Source organism: Pseudomonas sp. 44 R 15 (assembly GCF_900004965.1).
In the GTDB taxonomy this organism is placed as follows: Bacteria; Pseudomonadota; Gammaproteobacteria; order Pseudomonadales; family Pseudomonadaceae; genus Aquipseudomonas; species Aquipseudomonas orientalis_A.
This window is the reverse complement of record NZ_CVTU01000066.1, coordinates 19,776-41,181: the sequence shown is the minus strand read 5'-3', so window position 1 is coordinate 41,181 and position 21,406 is coordinate 19,776. Positions and strand designations below refer to the sequence as shown.

22 protein-coding genes and 1 tRNA gene are annotated in these 21,406 nt (G+C 54.5%); 12 read left to right on the top strand and 11 right to left on the bottom strand.

Annotated features, from left to right (window positions below; all coding sequences use genetic code 11):
* Positions 1–40: 40 nt before the first annotated feature.
* The 4 genes from BFP93_RS08000 to gabP form a co-directional block, all read right to left on the bottom strand.
* Positions 41–1,188 (bottom strand): IS3 family transposase gene (locus BFP93_RS08000; RefSeq protein WP_122582746.1). Its coding sequence is split into 2 segments (ribosomal slippage): positions 41–933 and positions 933–1,188, totalling 1,149 coding nucleotides; the frame shifts between segments, so codons are not numbered across the junction.
* A 141-nt stretch (positions 1,189–1,329) separates the two neighbouring features.
* Positions 1,330–1,500 carry a hypothetical protein gene (locus BFP93_RS28830; protein WP_163001567.1) on the bottom strand — a complete coding sequence of 57 codons (171 nt, stop codon included), beginning with the start codon at positions 1,498–1,500 and terminating at the stop codon, positions 1,330–1,332.
* Positions 1,501–1,647: 147 nt separating this feature from the next.
* Positions 1,648–1,818, bottom strand: coding sequence for a hypothetical protein (locus BFP93_RS28825; protein ID WP_163003415.1), 171 nt, complete (start codon positions 1,816–1,818; stop codon positions 1,648–1,650).
* A gap of 145 nt (positions 1,819–1,963) precedes the next feature.
* Complete coding sequence (gene gabP / locus BFP93_RS07990; RefSeq protein ID WP_065892681.1) at positions 1,964–3,355, bottom strand: GABA permease; 1,392 nt, start codon at positions 3,353–3,355, stop codon at positions 1,964–1,966.
* 556 nt (positions 3,356–3,911) lie between these two features.
* Here gabP and BFP93_RS07985 point away from each other — a divergent pair.
* From BFP93_RS07985 to BFP93_RS07965, 5 genes are all read left to right on the top strand, one after another.
* Positions 3,912–4,685 carry an ABC transporter ATP-binding protein gene (locus tag BFP93_RS07985; RefSeq protein WP_065892680.1) on the top strand — a complete coding sequence of 258 codons (774 nt, stop codon included), beginning with the start codon at positions 3,912–3,914 and terminating at the stop codon, positions 4,683–4,685.
* 13 nt (positions 4,686–4,698) lie between these two features.
* Positions 4,699–5,451 (top strand): ABC transporter substrate-binding protein, encoded by a 753-nt coding sequence (locus tag BFP93_RS07980; protein WP_005783892.1) that lies wholly within the window; start codon positions 4,699–4,701, stop codon positions 5,449–5,451.
* Between the two features lie 74 nt (positions 5,452–5,525).
* Positions 5,526–6,221, top strand: a complete 696-nt coding sequence (locus BFP93_RS07975; protein WP_065892679.1) for an ABC transporter permease — start codon at positions 5,526–5,528, stop codon at positions 6,219–6,221.
* Positions 6,222–6,259: 38 nt separating this feature from the next.
* The gene (locus tag BFP93_RS07970; RefSeq protein WP_065892682.1) at positions 6,260–6,949 is read left to right on the top strand and encodes an ABC transporter permease; all 690 of its coding nucleotides are present in this window, start codon (positions 6,260–6,262) and stop codon (positions 6,947–6,949) included.
* Positions 6,930–8,117 carry a methyltransferase gene (locus BFP93_RS07965; protein WP_065892678.1) on the top strand — a complete coding sequence of 396 codons (1,188 nt, stop codon included), beginning with the start codon at positions 6,930–6,932 and terminating at the stop codon, positions 8,115–8,117. The genes BFP93_RS07970 and BFP93_RS07965 overlap by 20 nt, the downstream gene beginning before the upstream one ends.
* A 219-nt stretch (positions 8,118–8,336) precedes the next feature.
* Here the strand turns inward: BFP93_RS07965 and bcsQ are convergent, their stop codons facing one another.
* Positions 8,337–9,257: a cellulose biosynthesis protein BcsQ gene (gene bcsQ, locus BFP93_RS07960; protein WP_065892677.1), complete on the bottom strand. Its 921-nt coding sequence runs from the start codon at positions 9,255–9,257 to the stop codon at positions 8,337–8,339.
* Between the two features lie 331 nt (positions 9,258–9,588).
* On the opposite strand from bcsQ, the gene BFP93_RS07950 reads away from it, so the two are divergent.
* Both BFP93_RS07950 and BFP93_RS07945 read left to right on the top strand, forming a co-directional pair.
* Positions 9,589–9,664 (top strand) — tRNA-Thr (locus BFP93_RS07950).
* Between the two features lie 172 nt (positions 9,665–9,836).
* Positions 9,837–11,156 carry a tyrosine-type recombinase/integrase gene (locus tag BFP93_RS07945; protein ID WP_065892675.1) on the top strand — a complete coding sequence of 440 codons (1,320 nt, stop codon included), beginning with the start codon at positions 9,837–9,839 and terminating at the stop codon, positions 11,154–11,156.
* Between the two features lie 20 nt (positions 11,157–11,176).
* Here BFP93_RS07945 and BFP93_RS07940 read toward each other — a convergent pair whose 3' ends face one another.
* Positions 11,177–11,524 (bottom strand): hypothetical protein, encoded by a 348-nt coding sequence (locus tag BFP93_RS07940; protein WP_041475665.1) that lies wholly within the window; start codon positions 11,522–11,524, stop codon positions 11,177–11,179.
* Positions 11,525–12,633: 1,109 nt separating this feature from the next.
* Between BFP93_RS07940 and BFP93_RS07930 the strand changes: the two genes are divergently transcribed.
* Genes BFP93_RS07930 through BFP93_RS28260 form a run of 3 tightly spaced genes read left to right on the top strand, consistent with a single transcriptional unit; the run spans position 12,634 to position 15,325 of the window.
* The gene (locus BFP93_RS07930) at positions 12,634–13,614 is read left to right on the top strand and encodes an integrase domain-containing protein (protein WP_065892673.1); all 981 of its coding nucleotides are present in this window, start codon (positions 12,634–12,636) and stop codon (positions 13,612–13,614) included.
* Complete coding sequence (locus BFP93_RS27185) at positions 13,611–13,922, top strand: hypothetical protein (protein ID WP_083205619.1); 312 nt, start codon at positions 13,611–13,613, stop codon at positions 13,920–13,922. The genes BFP93_RS07930 and BFP93_RS27185 overlap by 4 nt, the downstream gene beginning before the upstream one ends.
* A 53-nt stretch (positions 13,923–13,975) precedes the next feature.
* The gene (locus BFP93_RS28260; protein WP_130138494.1) at positions 13,976–15,325 is read left to right on the top strand and encodes a hypothetical protein; all 1,350 of its coding nucleotides are present in this window, start codon (positions 13,976–13,978) and stop codon (positions 15,323–15,325) included.
* Here the strand turns inward: BFP93_RS28260 and BFP93_RS27180 are convergent.
* From BFP93_RS27180 to BFP93_RS07915, 5 genes are all read right to left on the bottom strand, one after another.
* A complete protein-coding gene (locus tag BFP93_RS27180) occupies positions 15,322–15,936 on the bottom strand; it encodes a GNAT family N-acetyltransferase (protein WP_242522246.1) in 615 nt (204 codons plus the stop codon). The genes BFP93_RS28260 and BFP93_RS27180 overlap by 4 nt on opposite strands.
* The gene (locus tag BFP93_RS27175) at positions 15,933–16,340 is read right to left on the bottom strand and encodes an ASCH domain-containing protein (protein ID WP_083205618.1); all 408 of its coding nucleotides are present in this window, start codon (positions 16,338–16,340) and stop codon (positions 15,933–15,935) included. The genes BFP93_RS27180 and BFP93_RS27175 overlap by 4 nt, the downstream gene beginning before the upstream one ends.
* On the bottom strand, positions 16,318–17,388 hold the full coding sequence (locus BFP93_RS07925; protein ID WP_065892672.1) for an acetyltransferase: 1,071 nt from the start codon (positions 17,386–17,388) through the stop codon (positions 16,318–16,320). The genes BFP93_RS27175 and BFP93_RS07925 overlap by 23 nt, the downstream gene beginning before the upstream one ends.
* A 5-nt stretch (positions 17,389–17,393) precedes the next feature.
* A complete protein-coding gene (locus BFP93_RS07920; RefSeq protein WP_065892671.1) occupies positions 17,394–17,915 on the bottom strand; it encodes an ATP-binding protein in 522 nt (173 codons plus the stop codon).
* Positions 17,916–18,812: 897 nt separating this feature from the next.
* Positions 18,813–19,406 carry a TetR/AcrR family transcriptional regulator gene (locus BFP93_RS07915; RefSeq protein ID WP_065892670.1) on the bottom strand — a complete coding sequence of 198 codons (594 nt, stop codon included), beginning with the start codon at positions 19,404–19,406 and terminating at the stop codon, positions 18,813–18,815.
* A gap of 165 nt (positions 19,407–19,571) precedes the next feature.
* Between BFP93_RS07915 and BFP93_RS07910 the strand changes: the two genes are divergently transcribed.
* Both BFP93_RS07910 and BFP93_RS07905 read left to right on the top strand, forming a co-directional pair.
* On the top strand, positions 19,572–20,354 hold the full coding sequence (locus BFP93_RS07910) for an SDR family NAD(P)-dependent oxidoreductase (RefSeq protein WP_065892669.1): 783 nt from the start codon (positions 19,572–19,574) through the stop codon (positions 20,352–20,354).
* Positions 20,351–21,349, top strand: coding sequence for an NADP-dependent oxidoreductase (locus BFP93_RS07905; protein WP_065892668.1), 999 nt, complete (start codon positions 20,351–20,353; stop codon positions 21,347–21,349). The genes BFP93_RS07910 and BFP93_RS07905 overlap by 4 nt, the downstream gene beginning before the upstream one ends.
* Positions 21,350–21,406: the final 57 nt, after the last annotated feature.

Below are 21,406 nucleotides of genomic sequence, written 5' to 3'. Positions count from 1 at the left end.
TGAGGTGGTCAACTTTTTCCGGACACCTCAATCGGTGTTTTCAGGCTGTTTGCCGCTCGTACTGATTGGGCGGCAAATAGTCTAACGATGAATGCATTCGTCGTTCATTGTAGAACCGCACAATGTAATCCGTGACGTCCCTGATTGCTTCATCATGATTGGCATAGTCCTTCCTCCAAACACGCTCCATCTTCAGGTTCAAGAAGAAACGTTCCATGACTGCGTTGTCCCAGCAGTTGCCCTTGCGGCTCATGCTGCAGCGCAAGCCATGTCGTGTCAGCATGGCTTGGTAAGTAGCGCCTGCATACTGGCTGCCCCGATCTGAGTGCGCGATCAGACCCGGTTTAGGCTGCCTCTGTGTGATGGCTAGTTGCATAGCACTGCACACCAACTCTGCGCGCATATGCGGAGCCATGGACCAGCCTACGATCTTGCGTGAATACAAATCCATGACAGCCGCCAAGTACAGCCAGCCGCTTCGAGTGCGAATATAAGTGATGTCAGCAACCCATGATTGGTTGATCTGCTCGGGGTTAAACTGGCGGTTGAGCAGGTTCTCAGCTACCGGGAAATTATGATTACTGTTGGTGGTATGAACGAACTTGCGCTTCCAGATCGGGCGTAAATCCTGTTGTTTCATCAGCCGACGGACCTTGTGCCGCCCAATGGATACGCCATCGCTACGCAGTGCTTTCATCACCCGACGACTGCCATAACAGTGCTCATTGGTCATGAACGTAGCTTTGACCTGAGCTGCAACCGGACAGACAGCTTTTGGCTTAAAAGACCGCTGACGAGCTTCATAGAACCCCGAACGGCTGATCCGCAAAACCCGGCAGATACGTATTACCGGGTAGGCCTTGCATTGCATTTGGTGAACCAATTGGTGGATCACTTCAATTCGCGGGCAAAGAAGGCCGTAGCTTTTTTTAATATATCGTTGTCAGTCTTCAGCTCGCGGATCTGCTGCTCAAGCTGACGAATACGCTGTTGCTCGCTGGTTAACGGTTTACCAATCCCTGTACCACCTAACTGCTCGGCTTGGTACTGCTGGACCCAGCGGCGCACGGCAGTGTCACTCAAGTCTAAATCGGTACAAACGGAGTTCACGCTCAGGCCTTGGTCAACAATCATCTTGCAGACTCTTAGCTTGAAAGCGGCGTCGAATTTTCTGTACTTCTTGGTCATGGAATACTCCTCAATAGGTGTAGTTTCACCTATTGAGGTGTCCGGGACTATTAGACCAGCTCAGTGGGTCAGTCACCTATTTGTCAACTGACCCACCGTTATCGGGGGCAAGCCCCCTCCCACATTTTGATCTACATCTTGTCAGTTCAGTACGGGAGCGCCGGCTCTCTGCGCCTTGCGACGACTGGCTACAAACAGCCCCGCCAACACCACCAGCAAGCTCAGAACGCCCGTCGCGATGATTTCGACCCGATGGGCTTCCTGGAACAGCTCACTCGCCGACGTACATTGGCGGGGATCGAATCGCCGCATCCCAAGCCCTGACGAATTCAGCAGACTGACGCATATCAAATGTGGGAGGGGGCTTGCCCCCGATGGCAGTGTGTCAGTCACCTATTTGTCAACTGACCCACCACTATCGGGGCAAGCCCCCTCCCACATTTTTTGATCTACATGTTGTCAGTTCAGTACGGGAGCGCCGGCTCTCTGGGCCTTGCGGCGACTGGCAACAAACAGCCCCGCCAACACCACCAGCAAGCTCAGAACGCCCGTCGCGATGATTTCGACCCAACGGGCTTCCTGGAACAGCTCACCCGCCGCCGTACATTGGCGTGGATCGAATCGCCGCATCCCAAGCGCTGACGAACTCAGCAGACTGACACATACAAATGTGGGAGGGGGCTTGCCCCCGATGGCAGTGGGTCAGTCACTTATTTGTCAACTGACCCACCGCTATCGGGGGCAAGCCCCCTCCCACATTTTGATCTACATTTTGTCAGTTCAGCACGGGAGCGCCGGCTCTCTGGGCCTTGCGACGACTGGCAACAAACAGCCCCGCCAACACCACCAGCAAGCTCAGAACGCCCGTCGCGATGATTTCGACCCGATGGGCTTCCTGGAACAGCATGATGGTCAATGTACCCACGATAAACACCATCACCGCGTAGGTCAGGCCCGGGAACAGCCACATCTTGAAGACAATCTTCTCACCCGCCGCCGCACGCTTCTGACGCATGCGCAGTTGTGACACTGCGATCACCAGGTACACCAGCAGGGCAATGGCGCCGGAACTGGCCAGCAGGAATTCAAAGACCGCCGCCGGTGCCACATAGTTGGCAAATACCGCCAGGAACGCAGCGCCGGTGGACAGCAGCACCGCCCAGTAAGGCGTACCGCTTTTATTGGTGCGCTTGGCCACAGCAGGGGCATCACCACGACGGCCCAGGGAGAACAGCATGCGCGAGGCGGTGTACAGCGCCGAGTTGAGGCAACTGGTCACGGCAACCAATACCACCAGGTCGACGATCAGCTTGGCGTTCGGAATGCCCATGCGCTCGAGCACGGTCTGGTAGGAACCCACTGCAGCCAGTGTCGGATCGTTCCACGGCACCAGGGACACGACGATGAAGATCGACAAGAGATAGAACAAACCAATCCGCCAGATCACCGAGTTGGTGGCCTTGGTGATTTGCTGGCCGGGATTCTTCGACTCCGCGGCGGCAATGGTGACGATCTCAGTGCCCATGAACGAGAACATGGTGGTCAGGATCGCCGCCAGCACCGCGCCCATGCCGTTCGGCATAAAGCCCTGGGTGTCGAACAGGTGCGATACACCGCTGACCTGGCTGGTGGGCAGCAAGCCGAAAATCGCCGCCAGGCCGAGGATAACGAAGCCCACGATCGCCACGACCTTGATCAGCGCAAACCAGAACTCGAACTCACCGTAGTTCTTCACACTGAACAGGTTGGTCGCGGTCAGCAGCAAGGTAATGATCAGGGTAAAGGCCCAGATCGCCACGTCGGGGAACCAGGCATGCAGGATGGTCGCCGCCGCGTTGGCTTCCAGCGGAATCACCAGCACCCAGAACCACCAGTACAACCAGCCGATGGTGAACCCGGCCCAGTGGCCGATTGCACGGTCGGCGTAAGTCGAAAACGAGCCTGTGTCCGGCGACGCAACCGCCATCTCGGCGAGCATGCGCATCACCAGTACCACCAGCGTACCGGCAGCCGCATAAGCCAGCAGTACGGCCGGGCCGGCGGCGGCAATCGCGTGGCCGGAGCCGACAAACAAACCGGCACCGATAACACCGGCAATCGACAGCATGGTGACATGCCGCGGTTTGAGCCCCTGTTCGAGGTCATTGGAGCTTTGCGTACTACTCATTGACACACCTTTGCGAGGAATTGCGAAAACGGTTCGCCGGGCCTGCGGTCTTTCTCGTGAAAAGAAACCAACAGGGCGTTCTTTATTTTTTACGCAAGATTTGCGCCAAAATGTAACAAAGGCACAGTTGACGTGGGCTGTAGGAAAATTCAGTAGTGAGCGCAAGTCTTTGAGAACAATGGCATTCCGCTATAGCGTTACCGTGCGACTCACCTTGCAGACGGACAGGTGCACCAAAAACACACACAGAAAGTGCGTGACGCTCCATTAAAGCGCTGATAAGCGCCGTTTGCCCGGTTAACCCTTCCAACACCTGCCCAAAGCTGGCACCATCGCGCCCTTTTTTACGCGAAGCCTGTAGATGCTCCGGGTTCAAACGTCTGTTCGGTTGTAGATGGCGCGACACGCCGCTGTGCCGATGCGACACCCTGCCGCAGACCACCCGTTAACCGTCCGCAGCGCTGTTGGCTGTCATCCAAACGCTATGCTAGCTTGGCGCCTCGCCAGGAAGGCGGCCCAACAGCGAAGATCGCAACGAACACAATGAGGACCGCACATGGCCGAGGCCACGCCCGCGCTTGAAATCCGCAACTTGCATAAACGCTATGGTGAGCTGGAGGTACTCAAAGGTATCTCGCTGACCGCTCGCGACGGCGATGTGATCTCGATCCTGGGTTCCTCCGGCTCCGGCAAGTCCACCTTCCTTCGCTGCATCAACCTGCTCGAAAACCCGCACCAGGGGCAGATCCTGGTGGCCGGTGAAGAACTCAAGCTCAAGGCCGCGAAAAACGGCGAATTGTTTGCCGCCGACGGCAAGCAGATCAACCGCCTGCGCAGCGAAATCGGTTTTGTGTTTCAAAACTTTAACCTGTGGCCGCACATGAGCATCCTCGACAACATCATCGAGGCGCCTCGCCGTGTACTCGGCCAGAGCAAGGCCGAGGCAATAGAAGTGGCCGAGGCCCTGCTGGCCAAGGTCGGCATCGCTGACAAGCGCCACGCCTACCCGGCGCAACTGTCCGGTGGCCAGCAACAACGCGCCGCCATTGCGCGAACGCTGGCCATGCATCCTAAAGTCATTCTGTTCGATGAGCCGACGTCGGCGCTTGACCCGGAAATGGTCCAGGAAGTACTTAATGTGATCCGCGCGCTGGCCGAAGAAGGCCGCACCATGCTGCTGGTCACCCACGAAATGGGCTTCGCCCGCCAAGTGTCCAGCGAAGTGGTGTTTCTGCACCAGGGCCTGGTCGAAGAGCAAGGATCGCCACAGCAGGTGTTCGACAACCCGCTTTCGGCGCGCTGCAAACAATTCATGTCCAGCAACCGCTAACGGAGCAACATGCATGCAGACCTATAAAAAATTCCTTCTGGCCGCGGCCGTCTCGATGGCATTCAGCGCCACGGCCATGGCGGAAACCTTGAAGATGGGGATCGAAGCGGCCTACCCGCCCTTCAACAATAAAGACGCCAGCGGCAATGTCGTCGGTTTCGACAAGGACATCGGCGACGCCCTGTGCGCCAAGATGAAAGTCGAGAAGTGCGAAGTGTATGTGTCCGACTGGGACGGCATCATCCCGGCCCTGAACGCCAAGAAGTTCGACTTCCTGGTGTCCTCGCTGTCCATCACCGATGAGCGCAAGCAGGCCGTCGACTTTACCGACCCGTACTACTCCAACAAGCTGCAGTTCATTGCGCCCAAAGCCACGGCGGATTTCAAGACCGACGCCGCCTACCTCAAGGGCAAGGTGATCGGTGCACAACGTGCAACGCTGGCCGGTACCTACCTGGAAGACAAGCTGCCCGACACCGAGGCCAAGCTGTATGACACCCAGGAAAACGCCTACCTCGACCTGACGTCCGGCCGCCTCGACGGCATCCTGGCCGACAAGTACGTGCAGTACGAATGGCTCAAGAGCAAAGACGGTTCGGCCTATGAATTCAAGGGCGACCCGGTTGTAGAGAGCGACAAGATCGGCATCGCCGTACGCAAGGGCGACCCGCTGCGCGAGCGCCTGAACAAAGCCCTGGCAGAGATCAAGGCAGACGGCACCTACAAGAAGATCAACGACAAGTACTTCCCGTTCAGCATCGAATGATCTGAACGGTCTGCCCGGCGCGCTCACCTGAGCGCGTCGGCTTTCAGCAATGCCTGCCGCGATATGAAAACACCATGAATTTCGATCTCTACGGATTCGGCCCGGCGCTTGCCGCCGGCGCGCTGATGACCGTCAAACTGGCGCTCACGGCCCTGTGCCTGGGGCTGGTGCTGGGTCTGGCCGGCGCCCTGGCCAAGACTTCACCGTACAAGCCGCTGCAATGGCTGGGCGGTACCTATTCGACCATCGTTCGCGGTATTCCCGAATTGCTGTGGGTGCTGCTGATTTATTTCGGCACCGTCAACCTGATGCGCGCCCTCGGGGAGTTCTTTGGTAACCCCGACCTTTCCCTGAGCGCCTTTGCCGCCGGCGTCATCGCCCTGGGCCTGTGCTTTGGCGCCTACGCCACGGAAGTGTTCCGTGGCGCGATCCTCGCCATTCCCAAGGGCCACCGCGAAGCCGGTGTGGCATTGGGGCTGTCAAAATTCCGGATTTTCACGCGACTGATCATGCCGCAGATGTGGCGCATCGCCCTGCCCGGCCTGGGCAACCTGTTCATGATCCTGATGAAGGACACGGCGCTGGTGTCAGTGATCGGCCTGGAAGAAATCATGCGCCACGCGCAGATCGGCGTGACCGTGACCAAGCAGCCGTTCACCTTCTTCATGGTCGCCGCATTCATGTACCTGGGCCTGACCGTACTGGCCATGACCAGCATGCACTTCCTGGAAAAACGCGCCGCCCGCGGCTTTGCAAGGAGCGCCCAATGAGCGGTGATTACAGCTGGCTGTCGCATTTCGACCTGGGCCTGAACTGGGCCGTAATCATCAAGTGGCTGCCTAAATTGGCCCAGGGCGCAACCCTGACCCTGGAGCTGGTGGCGATCGCCGTGATTGCCGGCCTGTTGCTGGCGATCCCGCTCGGCATCGCTCGGTCTTCGCGCCGCTGGTACGTGAGCGCCCTGCCCTATGGCTACATTTTCTTCTTCCGTGGCACGCCGCTGCTGGTGCAGTTGTTCCTGGTCTATTACGGCCTGGCGCAGTTCGACGCCGTGCGCCACAGCTTCATGTGGCCCTACCTGCGCGACCCGTTCTGGTGCGCCACGGCCACCATGACCCTGCACACCGCCGCCTATATCGCTGAAATCCTGCGCGGTGCGATCCAGGCCATTCCCCCGGGCGAGATCGAAGCCGCTCGCGCCCTGGGCATGTCCAGGCCCAAGACGCTGTTCTACATCATCCTGCCCCGCGCCTCGCGTATCGGCCTGCCGGCCTATAGCAACGAAGTGATCCTGATGCTCAAGGCCAGCGCCCTGGCCAGCACCGTGACCTTGCTGGAACTGACCGGCATGGCCCGGACCATCATCGCGCGCACCTACTTGCCGGTGGAGATCTTCTTCGCGGCCGGGCTGTTCTACCTGTTGATGGCCTATGTGCTGGTGCGCGGTTTCAAACTGCTGGAAAAATGGCTGCGCGTCGATGCGTGCCAAGGACGTTGAGGCACGCTTCCAGGCACTGGATGCGTTTCTGATCGAGCACCAGGGGCTGTGGCGACCACGGCCCTTCACCCACCTGCAATTACCCTGGGAAACCGAGCATCGCGCGTTATCACAGTGGCTACGCCAGCGCTCGCTGGACGACGCCGAAGCCAGTCACAATCATCCCCACGACCTGCCGGCGCCCGCGCCTTTTCCACAACTGGCGGCCCTGGCGCTGCGCGTGGGCACTGTGGATAAGTTGCCGACACACGCGCTTGCACCCGCAGGCCATCGCCTGAATGTCGACGTTCCGGGGCGTAAATGGCAACAGATCGAAGCCTTCGGCGCCGCCCTGAATTTTGCCGTAACGCCCAACCACTGGCTGGACTGGTGCGCCGGCAAAGGCCACCTAGGCCGCCGCCTGCTGCAACCTGGCCAACAACTGACCTGCCTGGAATATGATCCGGCCCTGATCGCCTCAGGCAAAGCCTTGAGCGATCACCACGGTTTGCCCGTCAGCCATCGCCTGCAAGACGTGATGGCAGAGGTCACGATCAGCGCCGAACACACGCCAGTCGCCCTGCACGCCTGTGGCGACCTCCACGTGCGCATGCTGCAACTGGCCAGCGCTGCCGGCTGCAAACAACTGGCGCTGGCACCGTGCTGCTATAACCGCATCAACGCCGACCGCTATCAAGCGCTGTCCGCGACCGGACGCGCCTCTGCCCTGCAACTGTCAATCGATGACCTGGGCCTGCCGCTGAGCGAAACCGTCACCGCCGGCAACCGCGTACGCCGGCAACGCGATACCTCCATGGCCCGGCGCCTGAGCTTTGACCGCCTGCAACGACAACTGCGCGGATGCGACGACTACCTGCCCACGCCCTCCCTGCCCGCCAAATGGCTGGATAAATCTTTCGCTGAATATTGCCGAGAGCTGGCAAGCCTCAAGGGTTTATCCACAGGTGATCAAGATTGGCTCGCGCTGGAAGCCCATGGCTGGCGGCGCCTGGCCGAAGTACGAAACCTGGAATTGGTCAGAGGCCTGTTTCGTCGCCCGCTGGAATTATGGCTGGTGCTGGATAGGGCCCTGTTCCTGATGGAGCAGGGTTACAACATCGAGGTGGGCAGCTTCTGTGAGCCGAGCCTCACGCCACGCAACTTGATGGTGCTGGCCCAGCGCGATTAAGGGGCAAAAATTCCTACGGCGCCCTGTGGATAACTCTGTTGATGAATTCTTTACGAAGGCTGTAACCATCAGCGCTACAGACCAAAAGCAGCACTGGTCATTTTTTGTTCACAAAATAAAACGCACACAAAACAGGCAGTTGCAGCGTGTTGAGAACGCCTCCACAAAATGGCTGTTATGTGACGCCGGTTACTAACCGATTGTGCATAAGCATCTGGGCTAAACCGTATAAACCGCGCTTTCACGCGTTTTTTTCGATGCCTTCAGCAGCAGGCACAGCGCATCGATGTCGTCACTGGCGAGCCGCTTCGTCACGTTATCCAAGGGGTCTGCCGCAGAGGCCAACGCTTCGTTGATCGCCATGTCGCGGTGAACTTCAAACAGCTCTCTGCCAAGCCGATGTTGGAGCGCCTCGACCATGTCCAGGCTGAACGCACTGCTTTCATCCACCTGGTTAACCACCACGTGCACGGCAGGTGGGCACTGGCGTTCAAGGTGCGGCGCAAGCAGCGTATCCAGCTGATCCAGCGTGACAAGGCACGCAGCGTCCGGCTGCACGACCGCCAACACCACATCGGCAACGCCCAGCGCTTGATGGAAATACACGTTATTGCCGGCGGGCGTATCGATAATCACCGTCTGCCGCTCGCTCAAGCCCAATGCCCCAAGACGTCGCGCCAGCCAGGCGGGCTCCTGCTTGAGCCAACGCTCCAGGCTCTCCTGCTGCTGGACATCGATATCGCCGAAAGTAATCACCCGGCACCCGGCAAAACCCAACTGCTGCAGCGGGACCCATTGCCCATGCTCCAGGCTGGTGCGCCCGATACCCGGCAATGTGCAACTGACGCCAAAGTGGTGATACAAGGCATTCTGCGGGTCCAGATCCAGCGCCACCACCGACTCCCCATGACGCTGCAAACCGCTGCTCAACGCCGTCACCAGCGTGCTGCGACCCACACCGCCATTGATAGACACCAGCGCCACTATTTTTGGACGCAACACAGGGCTCTCCAGCGGCTGGACAGGTTGATGAGATTCTTGAGGGATCGTGCCGAAAAAATGCATTCGCGCATTGATGCCGTCGGCATCACGGATGACGTCCTTGCCGAATAACGCCAGGATTTCTCTGCCAAGCCCCATTACCTGCTCCTCACGACGCAACTTAAGACGTGAAGCTCGGCAAGCGCGGGTACTTACCGCAGGTCTTATTATCAGTCGCCCTTGTGTGGGGCATTCTGTGACAACAGGGTGGCGAGTGTCATTATTTTGGTGCTGTTGGCGATGGAATTTTGGATGAACGGTAAATGGTCAATTTTATGACCTTCCTTGGTGTATTTGTCTGTACGGGTTTTCAGGCGGTGAACATGTGGAAAAAACACGGCGATCGCGAAAAACCACAGGGTTTGCAAAAATAGTCAGAATTCAGGGGTTTACAGAACCTTTTCAGTCGCTATAATCGTCGCCCTAACACGCCGGTATAGCTCAGTTGGTAGAGCAACTGACTTGTAATCAGTAGGTCCCGGGTTCGACTCCTGGTGCCGGCACCATACAAGGTTCCAGAGAAGGCTTTCAAAATCTCTGGAACCCCCGAAAAACCCGCCTTCTGGCGGGTTTTTTCGTTTTGGCGTTCCATCGGTTTCCGTCAGAAACTGGTGGATTCCAACCGTTTTAAGGGTAGAGTTTGGGATACAGGTCACTTCGATAAAAGGGAGTACCCTTATGTCGCGCACCACAGCTCCGCTCTCCGACGCAGCTTGCCGCTTGGCAAAACCTACAGACCGCGCCTACAAGCTTTTCGACGGCGATGGCCTCTACCTCCTAGTCCAACCCAATGGCCGCAAAGGCTGGCGGTTCCGTTACGTCAAACCCGACGGACGGGAAGGACTGACCTCGTTCGGCAACTACCCCGTCATTGGCCTCGCCGATGCGCGCCGCAAGCGCTTGGAGGTCAAGCGAATGCTGGCGGATGGCATTGATCCCATAGAGACCAAGCACCAAGCCAAGGCGGAAGCCGTAATCAAAGGCAGAACCTTTGAAAGCGTTGCGCTCGACTGGCATACGGAAATGTCGGCTAAGTGGGCACCAGGCCACTCCAAGACTGTGATGAGCCGCCTCAAAACCCACGTGTTCCCGCTGATCGGCGCTCGCGCCATTGTCGACGTCGACACCCATGACCTCATGCAGCCCTTGGAAGCGATCAAGAAGCGCGGAACGATCGACGTTGCTTTAAGGGTACAAAACTACCTGCAGAGCATCATGCGCGAGGCAAAGCGCCTCCGGCTTATCACCATAAACCCTGCTTACGATCTCGAAGGCTCGATCAAAGCCCCGCGGGTGGTACATCGCCCCGCTCTACCCTTATCGCGACTGCCGGAACTGCAGGAGCGGATCGACACCTATAAAGGCCGAGCACTTACCCGTCTGACGGTGATGCTGTCGCTGCATGTGTTTGTACGATCCAGCGAGCTGCGTTTCGCACGCTGGAGCGAGTTCGACCTCAAGCGCGGCACCTGGGAGATACCGGACACTCGACCCGCGTTGGAGGGAGTACCCTTTTCCACAAGGGGTACGAAGATGGCAGGGGATATCCATTTAGTACCCTTATCGCCGCAAGCAGTGGCGCTACTCGAAAAAATCCATGCACTCACAGGCAAATTCGCATTGGTCTTCGCAGGTGATGCCAAACCCTGGAAACCCATGTCCGAAAATACCGTGAACAACGCGCTACGGACGATGGGATACGACACAAAAACCGATATCTGCGGGCATGGGTTTCGCTCAATGGCCTGCAGCGCACTGATCGAGTCAGGATTATGGTCGGAGACAGCCATTGAACGGCAAATGAGCCACAAGGAGCGCAACAACGTCCGCGCCGCCTATATTCACAAGGCTGAGTTCATAGAGGAGCGTAGGCTGATAATGAACTGGTGGAGCCGGTACCTGGAAGCCAACCGTGAAGAGCATGTCACTCCGCATGAGTTCGCTAATCAGATTGGGGCGAATGTTACCCGGATGAAGGTGAAGCGGATCAATGGTTGAATCCGCCACCCAGGTCACTGCTATGGGAGGATGCCTAAAACCTCAGGCGTCAAGATCTGAAGCCCAATCCCAGACAACAGACTTGTGCCCAACACGAAGAGAGCTACTTTCAACACCAAACGAATACCACCGCCGAATCCTTTATGACGCAACAAATAACTGGCAACAATCTTCCTGTAACCATCGCCGTGGCTAAACGCATAGATGATCGCTACCGCGAAGACAAACCATGCAGCGCGCTCGGGATGAGGCATTGTGATTATCGTCAACGCCAAACCGACACAAACAAAACCAATGCTATTAACCTTCTTGAAATAGCTCTTGGCGATGGCTTCATCTTCATCGTCCAGAAAGAAATTCGGTCTCATTGATATGCTCCTTTTGAGATCACAGTGCCGATCACCATGTCATCCAGTCACAGATTAAGAACTCTCTCTGACCGTTTCCACCCAAAGCAGGCGCATTACCCCCGCAAATTGACAGGAGCATGTCACTCCACACGAATTCGCAAATCAGACCGGAGCGAACGTCACTCGCCTAAAAGCAAAACGTGGCGCAACTGAGTAAGCGCTCGGTCTTCATATCTCAGCGATCCGCTTGTCCACGCGGGTCCATCCAAGCAGGGCTGCAAAGCCGCCCTGCTTGGATGGACCTCACTTAAAAAATTTAAAGCCCACGCAACTGTCTGTGGAAAACCAATGATTTCCACCGGTGGATAATTTCATCCACAGCCGCAGAATTCCCGAAAACTCGAGCCTTGACCCAAATTATCCACAGGCGTAGAAAGGATCGGGCAAGCGCTGTCGTTGACAGCAACCCAGGTAGCCAGAACCTTTAAGGCTACGCCACACCGTGGTGGTTCTCCCAAAGTGCGATTAGCGTCCGGCGGCTCGCACGGTCACTGCGATGTGATGGATGCCTACTTTTATCAGTGTGCCCACTGCGGCAACTCATTCCCTTTCATAGCTGCCCTGCAGCAACCTATCCGCTTGGCCATTTCCTTGTGCCAACCTGCGCCCGTCTCTTTCTTCCGGAAAGAGACGGGCGCTCCTACCGTTGCTGCAGCCCAACTCGTACAAGGCTTTGCGGCATTCCCCCTCGTGACAATCGGCGTGACAAACACCGAAGTCACCAGCAACAGCGATGCAGATGATGGTGCCGCAGCCCAAGGAATGGACTGCACCTGACTGACAGTCAGGCATGCCCCGGTCATCGCTTCGCTGCCTTCACCCGATTCAGGATCTCGCGGCATTGGTCTCGTCAGCCAGTGCAGCCTCCACCCGCCCACTTCTTCGGAAGTGTCCAGGAGGCCAGATCATGAGATGCCCAAGCTCCCGGCCGTAAGGAGCCGTCAGTCCCGCGTTAGTGGACAACCCTCACAGGTCGCAGGGGCCTTGATCCCTGATAACACTCAACATTCTTGGCGGGATGACGTGGGGAAGGTTTTAAACGTTTTGGCTTCGAGAGGAGTTCGATCATGGCATTGGTCGGTAGACGGGATGGGCGCAATTTTGGCTATGGACGGCAACTGAGTTATGCGGGGCCGCAAGCGCTGAAAGATCTGTTTGGCGGTGGGCATTACGGGACGGTCAAAGCGCACAGTGATCGCTGGAAGGCGTTTGTTCGGTGGTGTCGGTCGGAGGATGGCCCGGGGTTTAACGATGCGCGGCAGATTGATCGGCAGACCTTGCTGGATTACGCCGAGCATCTGCGTCAGCAAGTTAAACAGGGCGAGCTCGCCATCGCCACAGCGCAAAACCGGTTGTCCAGCGTGAACCGGACCCTGGCAGCGCTTCGCGGTGATCAGTATGTGAAAGTACCGAGTCCGAGCACGGCGCTAGGAACGCGGCGCACCTGTGTTCGTCGTTCGGTGCCGCAAGGCCAAGACCGCGAACATGTGAAGAGGGTCGTAGAGGTGCTTTGCGCATACCAGCAGCCGCGCGCCGCGGCCATCGCTCAATTAGCGCGAGCCACCGGCATGCGCTTACGTGAGGCCATTTTGGCCGACCTTCCGCGCTTAAAACGTGAGGCCGAACAACTCGGCAAGATAAACATCCAGGATGGCACCAAAGGTGGACGCTCAGGTGCATCGGCACCTCGCTGGATTACGGTAGATAATCAAGTTCGTGATGCGCTGAGGTTTGCCATACAGGTCTCGCCCGACGGTAGCCACAACCTGCTTGCACCGAACGAAAGCTTCCTCGATTTCCAACAGCGAATCGTCCGCCCCGCCCGGGACATCCTCCATACGCTCAACCTCAAAGGTTTCCACGAATTGCGGGCGGCCTATGCGTGCGAACGCTACGAGCACATTACTAACCATCTCGCGCCCATTAACGGTGGCAATGGTTATCAGCTCGACCGACAACTCGATCAGGAGGCCCGAGCACAGATCAGCTATGAGCTGGGGCACGGTCGTATCGACGTGGTATCCGCTTATATTGGTGGGCGAACATGAAAAAAGCATTTGATATGCCTCTTTTTCTGTTGGGAATTTTGTCCGGCTCAGCGACCACTCGTCAGCGCCACATTCGCCAAGCAAGGACCATCCAAGCAGCGATTTGGAACCGCTGGGGTAGGGACAACCCTTGGACCTGGCAAGAAAAACATCTGAAGTGTTTCTTCAAAGAGAAAATCGAGAAAAAAGAACCGACGCGCTACTACTATCTTTTGACAGCTGCACTAATCGCAAAGCGAATGAACAAAAAATGGCGATTTTCACTAACGTCGAAATCTATCAGCGGACCTAGCATGATGGCCGATTGACATAGCATCGGTTGCTCTACAAACTGACGCAGCAGCTGGATAAGGAGCGCCTAATGCGATACCCATTCTCGGGAATAATTGTACGTTACCGAAAGCCCCAACAAGGAGTCTGTCAGTTTCCCGACGGAGAGATTCCTCGCATTCAGCAATCCGGTGCCAACAGCCCAAGCAACGATGCCTCTGGTACTGCTGAATCAGCAACAACTGACCAGGCAGAAATAACACTCTGTTCCGTGTGTTCTGAGGAACTAGCAGAAAAAGCCAACGTCGAGGAAAAACCGCTTCACGAAAGGCGACTAAGGGATGAACTACATATCAACATTTGGGAAGTTGGGAAGAAACCCGCTGGCCCATTTATGGATATTGGGGTCATGATTTCTGACCGTCAGAACACCGGATTTATCCAAGTAGACTTACCATGGGAGGTTAGCAAAAAAGATATAAGTGATCTTGGCGCAAAATTAAATGGGGAGAAAAGCGTAGCCGCCATCTTCAACGAAGTAGTGCACTATGATGGATTCGCCGAAGGAAATTTTGCAAACATTAGCTTTAGAAAAGATGGCAAAGATGAAAAGCCATTTTCACTGCTCAGGCTCAACTCCGAGCTTTTTAAAATTGAATACGTAAACCTAAGCAATGGAACTACTTCATCTCGCCTGTTAGTCGAGATCCCGCGCCCTCTCCCGAGCACACTAAGTTCAGACAGAAGAATCTCAGCATATGTTAGATTCAGAATAAGGAATATACCTAAAGAAGTATACACGAGTACTTTTGCTCAGAAGGACCGCACCCTTATAAGCTCAAGAACTGTAATGCGAATAGTAGATTTTAGAATCAATGTTCGACGAGGCGTGCCGGAGGAACTCTTAAGCGGTAGCGAGACCGTCGACTTCCCCCAATTTGAAAGAATACATTGTTTTTTAACGACAGACCGAAGTGAGGACTGTTCATCCCAAGGAAAAACATATAATGGCTACCGTTCGCTAATGGACGAAGATGTTTGGAATGAATACATCAGACTGGACCATAGAGAACGGATATCAGAGGAAAATAGCGTAAGTAACTATTTAGGCCACCAATGGACAGCTAGTAATGATCGTGGCGTTAAAGACCTAATCGTATTAGGTCGTTTCTCAAAAAACAAATCCGGCTTGCTTTTGATGATGCGATTTGTGTTACTCGGCATACTATTTGGCGCAACGGGTAACGGATTATGGGAATACTTCCCAACATGCATGAGTGACTATTCGAGCGCCGATTGCGTAACGTCCGCATCTAAAATGGCAGCGTTTGTTATAATAGGTGTATTATTAATGCTTATAGAACCAGCCATAGATATGGCTAAGAAATTAGCATCCCGCCTCCACAGAAAGATTAAATCCCTACTGCCATATAGAAGTTAGCCATGAGTTGACTTACGGAATTTAGGAAGCTGAAATCCGGTGAATGGCTTAAGAAGAGAGAAGTTTGAATCACTTTCTATTAGACCATTAAAACTTAGTTCGGCTTTGAAAGGCCGATAATAATCAGGATAAATCTTAGCGAACTCAAAACCATAGTACTGAAAAATTTTACGAAACACGACCAACTGCTCTTCAGCAATAGACAATAGCGGAGAGTCATTATTGAGCACTTCAAATGAACGCTCAAAAAGCTTCAACCCAACGCCTGTACCTTGATAGGGAGGTAAAACTCTCAAACAACACAATTTCTGTTCAGACTCATCATCCTTCACTATCGCCAACCCCGATAGATCACCGCGACGATATTCTAAAAGAATGCTTCGCTCGCCGGACATCAATCCCGGGAGGACTTTTTTGTCAAGCCACTCATCAAAACCTGGATAATAGCCAGACAACTCAGAGAGATGATCAAATATCCTCGGCAACAAATTCTGAAATGCATCAGGATTTGAGCCAAGATACTTTCTATCAATTAACCGCGGAAGTTCGGGATATCCGATCACTCCACTACCCTCCGAAAAAGGCCTATCTCTGAGTATTTCGATATTCATGACAATTCTAAAGCCACTTGACGTTCAGGTGAACCAATGTAGCAAAACGACTGCGGAGGCGCCTTAGGCCCACCTAACTCTTTCAAATCAAACGGCCTTTCATACGTTATAACTCGCCCCACCGCGATAGCTACGGCACTATTCCTTCCTTCGTAATAAGCATCAAAAAACTTCTTATTTACCCCGGCGTATGCTTTTGTCTTTTCCCAAATCCGGCTCGGAGAGTCTTGATAAATCCGAGTCACCTCAAACTCACCCACAATCTTCCCTACCGGCCTGGTGGCATAAATTACTACTGTATGAACGGCCGGATTCGAAAAACCGACCTTCCTAAATTCAAAGCGCTTTTCACCGCTAAGAATTTTAGAAGCATACTCGGGCTTAATTGACAATAAGACCTTCATTAACGCCCCCAAAATCTGCTATCCAACGCACATGGTCTTCTGACAGACCAATTAAATCCCACCGAGTCCGCGTACTAATTCCGCACTCATCAATGAGCCTACCTCTAATTATGCGCCTCGTCAGCGCCGCATTATAGGTGAATTTTATTATATAGTATTTTCCTTTATTAGTAAAATAGTCTTTTAGTTGTTCCTTAGTAAATACGCTATACGGTTTGGTGTACTTCACGAATTCAGATTCAGTGGCAAAACTCTTTATTTGCCTTACCTCCTCGACCACTACAATTGAAGAGGCAACCGAACGAAACCTAGCGTGTCCGGGGCGATCCGTTGTTCGATAAATAACAATAATATCCCCGGCACGCATCTGTTTTGCACGTGCAATGCCTGATATATATATTTTGTGTATACTGTTAGTATGTGAAACATCTTCCAAGATATCGTAACTTTCATTCTTAAGTATCGACTCCGGCAAAAATGACGAGTGATACTCAGGATAAATAGCTAGTAGAAAATGCTTACGCCCGCGCAGGTCAAACCTAGGAAAATCCTTCACTGGGTCACCTACTAATGAGGTGAGATCTTTAACAAAGACATCCTCTATACCATCGACTGTCTCTTTGGTTCCATATCGTAGAAACCCATAACGTAGAAAAAGCTCGACTAAGGATTCATGCTTCGCAAAAACCGTTACGTATATATAATCAACTTTTTGATCAATGGCGTTATCAAAAACTTTTTTTATAAACCTTTCACCCAGCCTCGTTCCATGGGCGTTGATTTTTAGGGTTCCTACTTTCAGTCGTCTACCTACAGGCAAAGGGGGAACAATACCTTCAGAGTCGTCCTCAATCTTCAAGTACAAAAAACCATCAAGTCTTTTTTTAGGACCCCTAAAGGTATATGCATTATCACCTGCATCGACCTTTCTTGAGTACCAATCAGTAAATCCTGAGTAGTCTTGTTTTAGGGAATCGAAAAACTCCTCTGCCAGCACATCGCTGGAAAACGCACCATAACTCAGACTTTTAACAAAACTACTGGCCATCTACGCTATTCCATAAGTCCATGTACAAAACGCCCAGCCAGTACAATGTCGTCATTCGTGGCAGAGCAAATAGGTATATTAAGTTTTTTGGCTACATTTTCGGCCCACTGCGCTTCAGCATCAGCCAACTGCTTTAAAACTTCTGCCGACCAGATTTTCCCATCTCTAGTTTCAAGCCGTTGAACGGCCACCTCAATTGGGACATCTAAATAGATTACCCCGATAGGCGCTATTGCCCTAAAAACATCCAAGTCAACACGGTATACGTCTTGCGACTCATCTAACAGCGCGAAATGGCCATCTAAAATTAAGTTTTTAGAGTCCCGATTTCTATCTATCCAAGCAATTAGAGCTCTTTGATTTCGTGCCAAGTTAGAAGTACGCTTGGTCATATCCAATTGAAGATCGATGATTTCTTCTTTTATTATTTCACTAACGGTTCGATGACTCAGCCCCGTGCGTTTCGCTAGCTCGCGGCAAAACGTCGTTTTACCCGATCCGTGAATACCGCCAACAAAAATAACCAATTAGGTCACTCCCGTAGAGTCTGCTTTCCTAGCTACGTCCACAGTACTAATTCGCCATCACCATGTCTAGAGCACAAAACCCAGATACAAACATTCTGGCTGCCATAAGCTGCATCTGACAGTCAAAATCGCGACGATGATGAAACCAGATCCCAGCTCATAAAGCTCATTGAACCGGCGCTCTTGAACCAGACGGAAATTTTGCAGAATAGGCTCTCTCTGGAGATGCCTTTTTAAAGATAAGGTAAGAGGTAGAGTTTAATTTATCGAAATTAAATCCTTTTAATATCAATTTATTACGTTTTTATTCGACTCCTGGTGCCGCACCATATCTCAAAGCCTCGCAATGCGGGGCTTTGTGGTTTCTGGGGTTTGGAAATCTCAAAATTTTAATGAGCCGTTTTCTTCAAAACGTCCAAAAAACGTCCACACTTCGTTTTCAGCCTGCTACGTAGCGTCGGCATGAAGAACCCGCAAACTGATGAGTAATGATGCCGCGTTGAGCCGGGCCGCCGCTCCCGGTGACATATTGCTGCTCTGCGGCAAAAGCAAAAGTCGCTCCCTCAACCTCGGCTATCAAACGCTGGCGCGAGACAGCCGTGCGTTGTACACGCATGTCGCATTGGTTATCAGCCCTTTCCGCGTCATCCACGCACCCCAAGCAAGGGTGTAGAAACCCGGGTGAAAACATGCGGGCCAGGGTTGATAACCTGGACCACCTATTGGGTTGGACGCAAAACTTATCTGACGATTTCACCCTGGATTTTCCTGCCATCCTTGCATCAGGCATCTACGAATCCGAAGAAGAAATAACCTCAGCAAGTCGATGCTTGTTGAATATTGCTGACTTCGCCAATGCCATAAGCAGTTGGGACGCTATGCGAACAGCAGTGCTGGCTACCTTTGAGGAACGGCCTTCTCTGGAGTTGACAACGACCCACCCATCCGCGCCCTACACACCCCCAAAATCTCATCCGCCAACGCCGAATCATCCGGACAAGCCCGCGACAACATAATCGCGCCCACCGCCCTCGCCAGTAGATCAATCATTTTCGCCCGCGCCTCTTCCGGCGCCTCATCCGGGCCAGTCGGGCATTTTTCGCCAAGTGTCTGCAACAAGCGTTCGATGCCTCCAGCAAAGGCCGACTTCAATTCCTCCGACTGACGCGCCGCGTCGCCGCATAGCGCCGCCATGGTGCAACCCGTGGCGCGGCCGTCGCGATGTTCCCTGGACACGTATAGGTCGATGAAGTCTTTCACGCTCAATTGTTCAGCGCCGGCCAGGGATTGCGCGAGGCTGTTGGCCGAAGCTTCGGCCATCAGGTCGGCCTTGGAGCCGAAGTGTTTGTAGAAGCCGCCATGGGTGAAGCCGGCGGCGGCCATCAGGTCGGCCACGCCGACGCCGTCAAAGCCGCGCTCGCGAAACACGACTGACGCCGTTTCGACGATGTGCTCCCGGTTTGCCTGGGCCTGGGCCTTGGATACGCGCATGTTCGATTCCTCTCTACCGCTGGATGCATTGGCCAATGATACATAGATGTCGTTCATAATCAAAACCGTTGACAGCTTAGATTTCGATCATCATCCTAATGACCAGCGGTATGACCTTCCCCCACAAGCACGGAAATCTCCGTCCCTGACCAAAGAGCTGACATCATGACTACTCGCCCTACCGTTCTCATCACTGGCGCTTCCACTGGCATCGGCGCGGTTTATGCCGAGCGTTTCGCCCAACGCGGGCATGATCTGGTGTTGGTCGCCCGCGATCACTCTCGCCTGGAAACGCTCGCCGCGACCCTGCGCGACAAACACAACGTCGCCATTGATGTGCTCCAGGCCGACCTGACGCAACTCAACGACCTGCACGCCGTCGAAGCGCGCCTGCGCGATGACGCGCGTATCGGTATCCTGGTCAACAATGCCGGCGCCGCACAATCGGGCACGTTTATCGAGCAAAGCACTGACAGCGTTGCGCAACTGGTGGCCCTCAACACCACCGCGCTGGTGCGGCTCGCGAGCGCCATCGCGCCACGCCTGGCCAAGGCAGGTGAAGGCTCGATCATCAACATCGGTTCGGTGGTGGGGCTGGCGCCTGAGTTCGGCATGTCGGTGTATGGGGCGACCAAGGCGTTTGTGCTGTTCCTGTCCCAAGGACTGAGCCTGGAACTGTCGCCTCAGGGTGTTTATGTGCAGGCCGTACTGCCCGCCGCGACCCGCACGGAGATCTGGGATCGCGCCGGTATCGACATCAACACCTTGAGCGAAATCATGGAAGTGGATGCGCTGGTGGATGCCGCACTGCTCGGCTTCGACCGTCGCGAACCAGTGACCATTCCCGCGCTGCAGGACGGCGAGCGTTGGGATGCGCTGCAAACCGCACGTCAGGGGCTGACGGCGCAGATCAAGCAGTCCACCGTGGCGCAGCGCTATCTACCATGAAGGCATTTTTTATCGATCGCTACGGCAAGCAAGACGGAATGATTGGCCATGTACCTGACCCTGCGGTCGGTGTGCATGACGTGCTGATCCAGGTGCATGCAGCAAGCGTGAACCCGCTGGACTCCAAGATCAGCACGGGGGAGTTCAAACTGATCCTGCCCTACAGGTTTCCGTTGATATTGGGCAATGATCTGGCCGGAGTGGTGGTTCGCACAGGTGCGGCAGTCACGCGATTCAAGCCGGGAGACGAAGTCTATGCACGCCCTCCCGAGTCACGGATCGGGACCTTTGCCGAGTTGATCGCCGTGCATGAAAACGCGCTGGCGTTCAAACCCTCGAACCTGAGCATGGCCGAAGCGGCTGCCATGCCCTTGGCCGCCTTGACGGCCTGGCAGGTGCTGGTTGAAACCGCCCAGGTGAAAAGAGGCCAGAAGGTGTTGATTCATGCCGGCTCCGGCGGTGTCGGCACGCTCGCCATCCAGCTCGCCAAGCACCTCGGCGCCTTCGTGGCGACCACCACCAGTACGGCGAATGTCGAATGGGTGAAAGCACTTGGGGCAGATGTGGTCATCGATTACAAACAGCAGGATTTTGCCAACGAGTTGCACGATTTCGACATGGTATTGAACAGCCTCGGCAGCGATGTACTGGAGAAATCGCTCAAGGTGCTCAAGCCTGGTGGACAGCTTATTTCTCTGTCAGGACCGCCCACCGCGCAATTTGCCCAATCGCAGGGCTTGCCCTGGGTGCTTGGGCAGGTCATGCGCCTGCTGAGCAGCGGTATTCGCAGAAAAGCCCGCAAGCGCGGGGTGAGCTATGCATTTTTGTTTATGCGTGCCGACGGCATGCAACTGCAGAAAATCACTGCGCTGATCGAGGCGGGCGTTATCAAACCGATCATCGATCGCTGCTTTCCTTTCGAATCGACCGCGCAGGCATTGCGGTACGTCGATCAGGGAAGGGCAAAAGGCAAGGTCACCATCACCCTCCAATAAGCTTATTTCGAGCATAAAAAAACCCCGAACCAGTCGGGGTTTTTCGTGGCCTGGCAT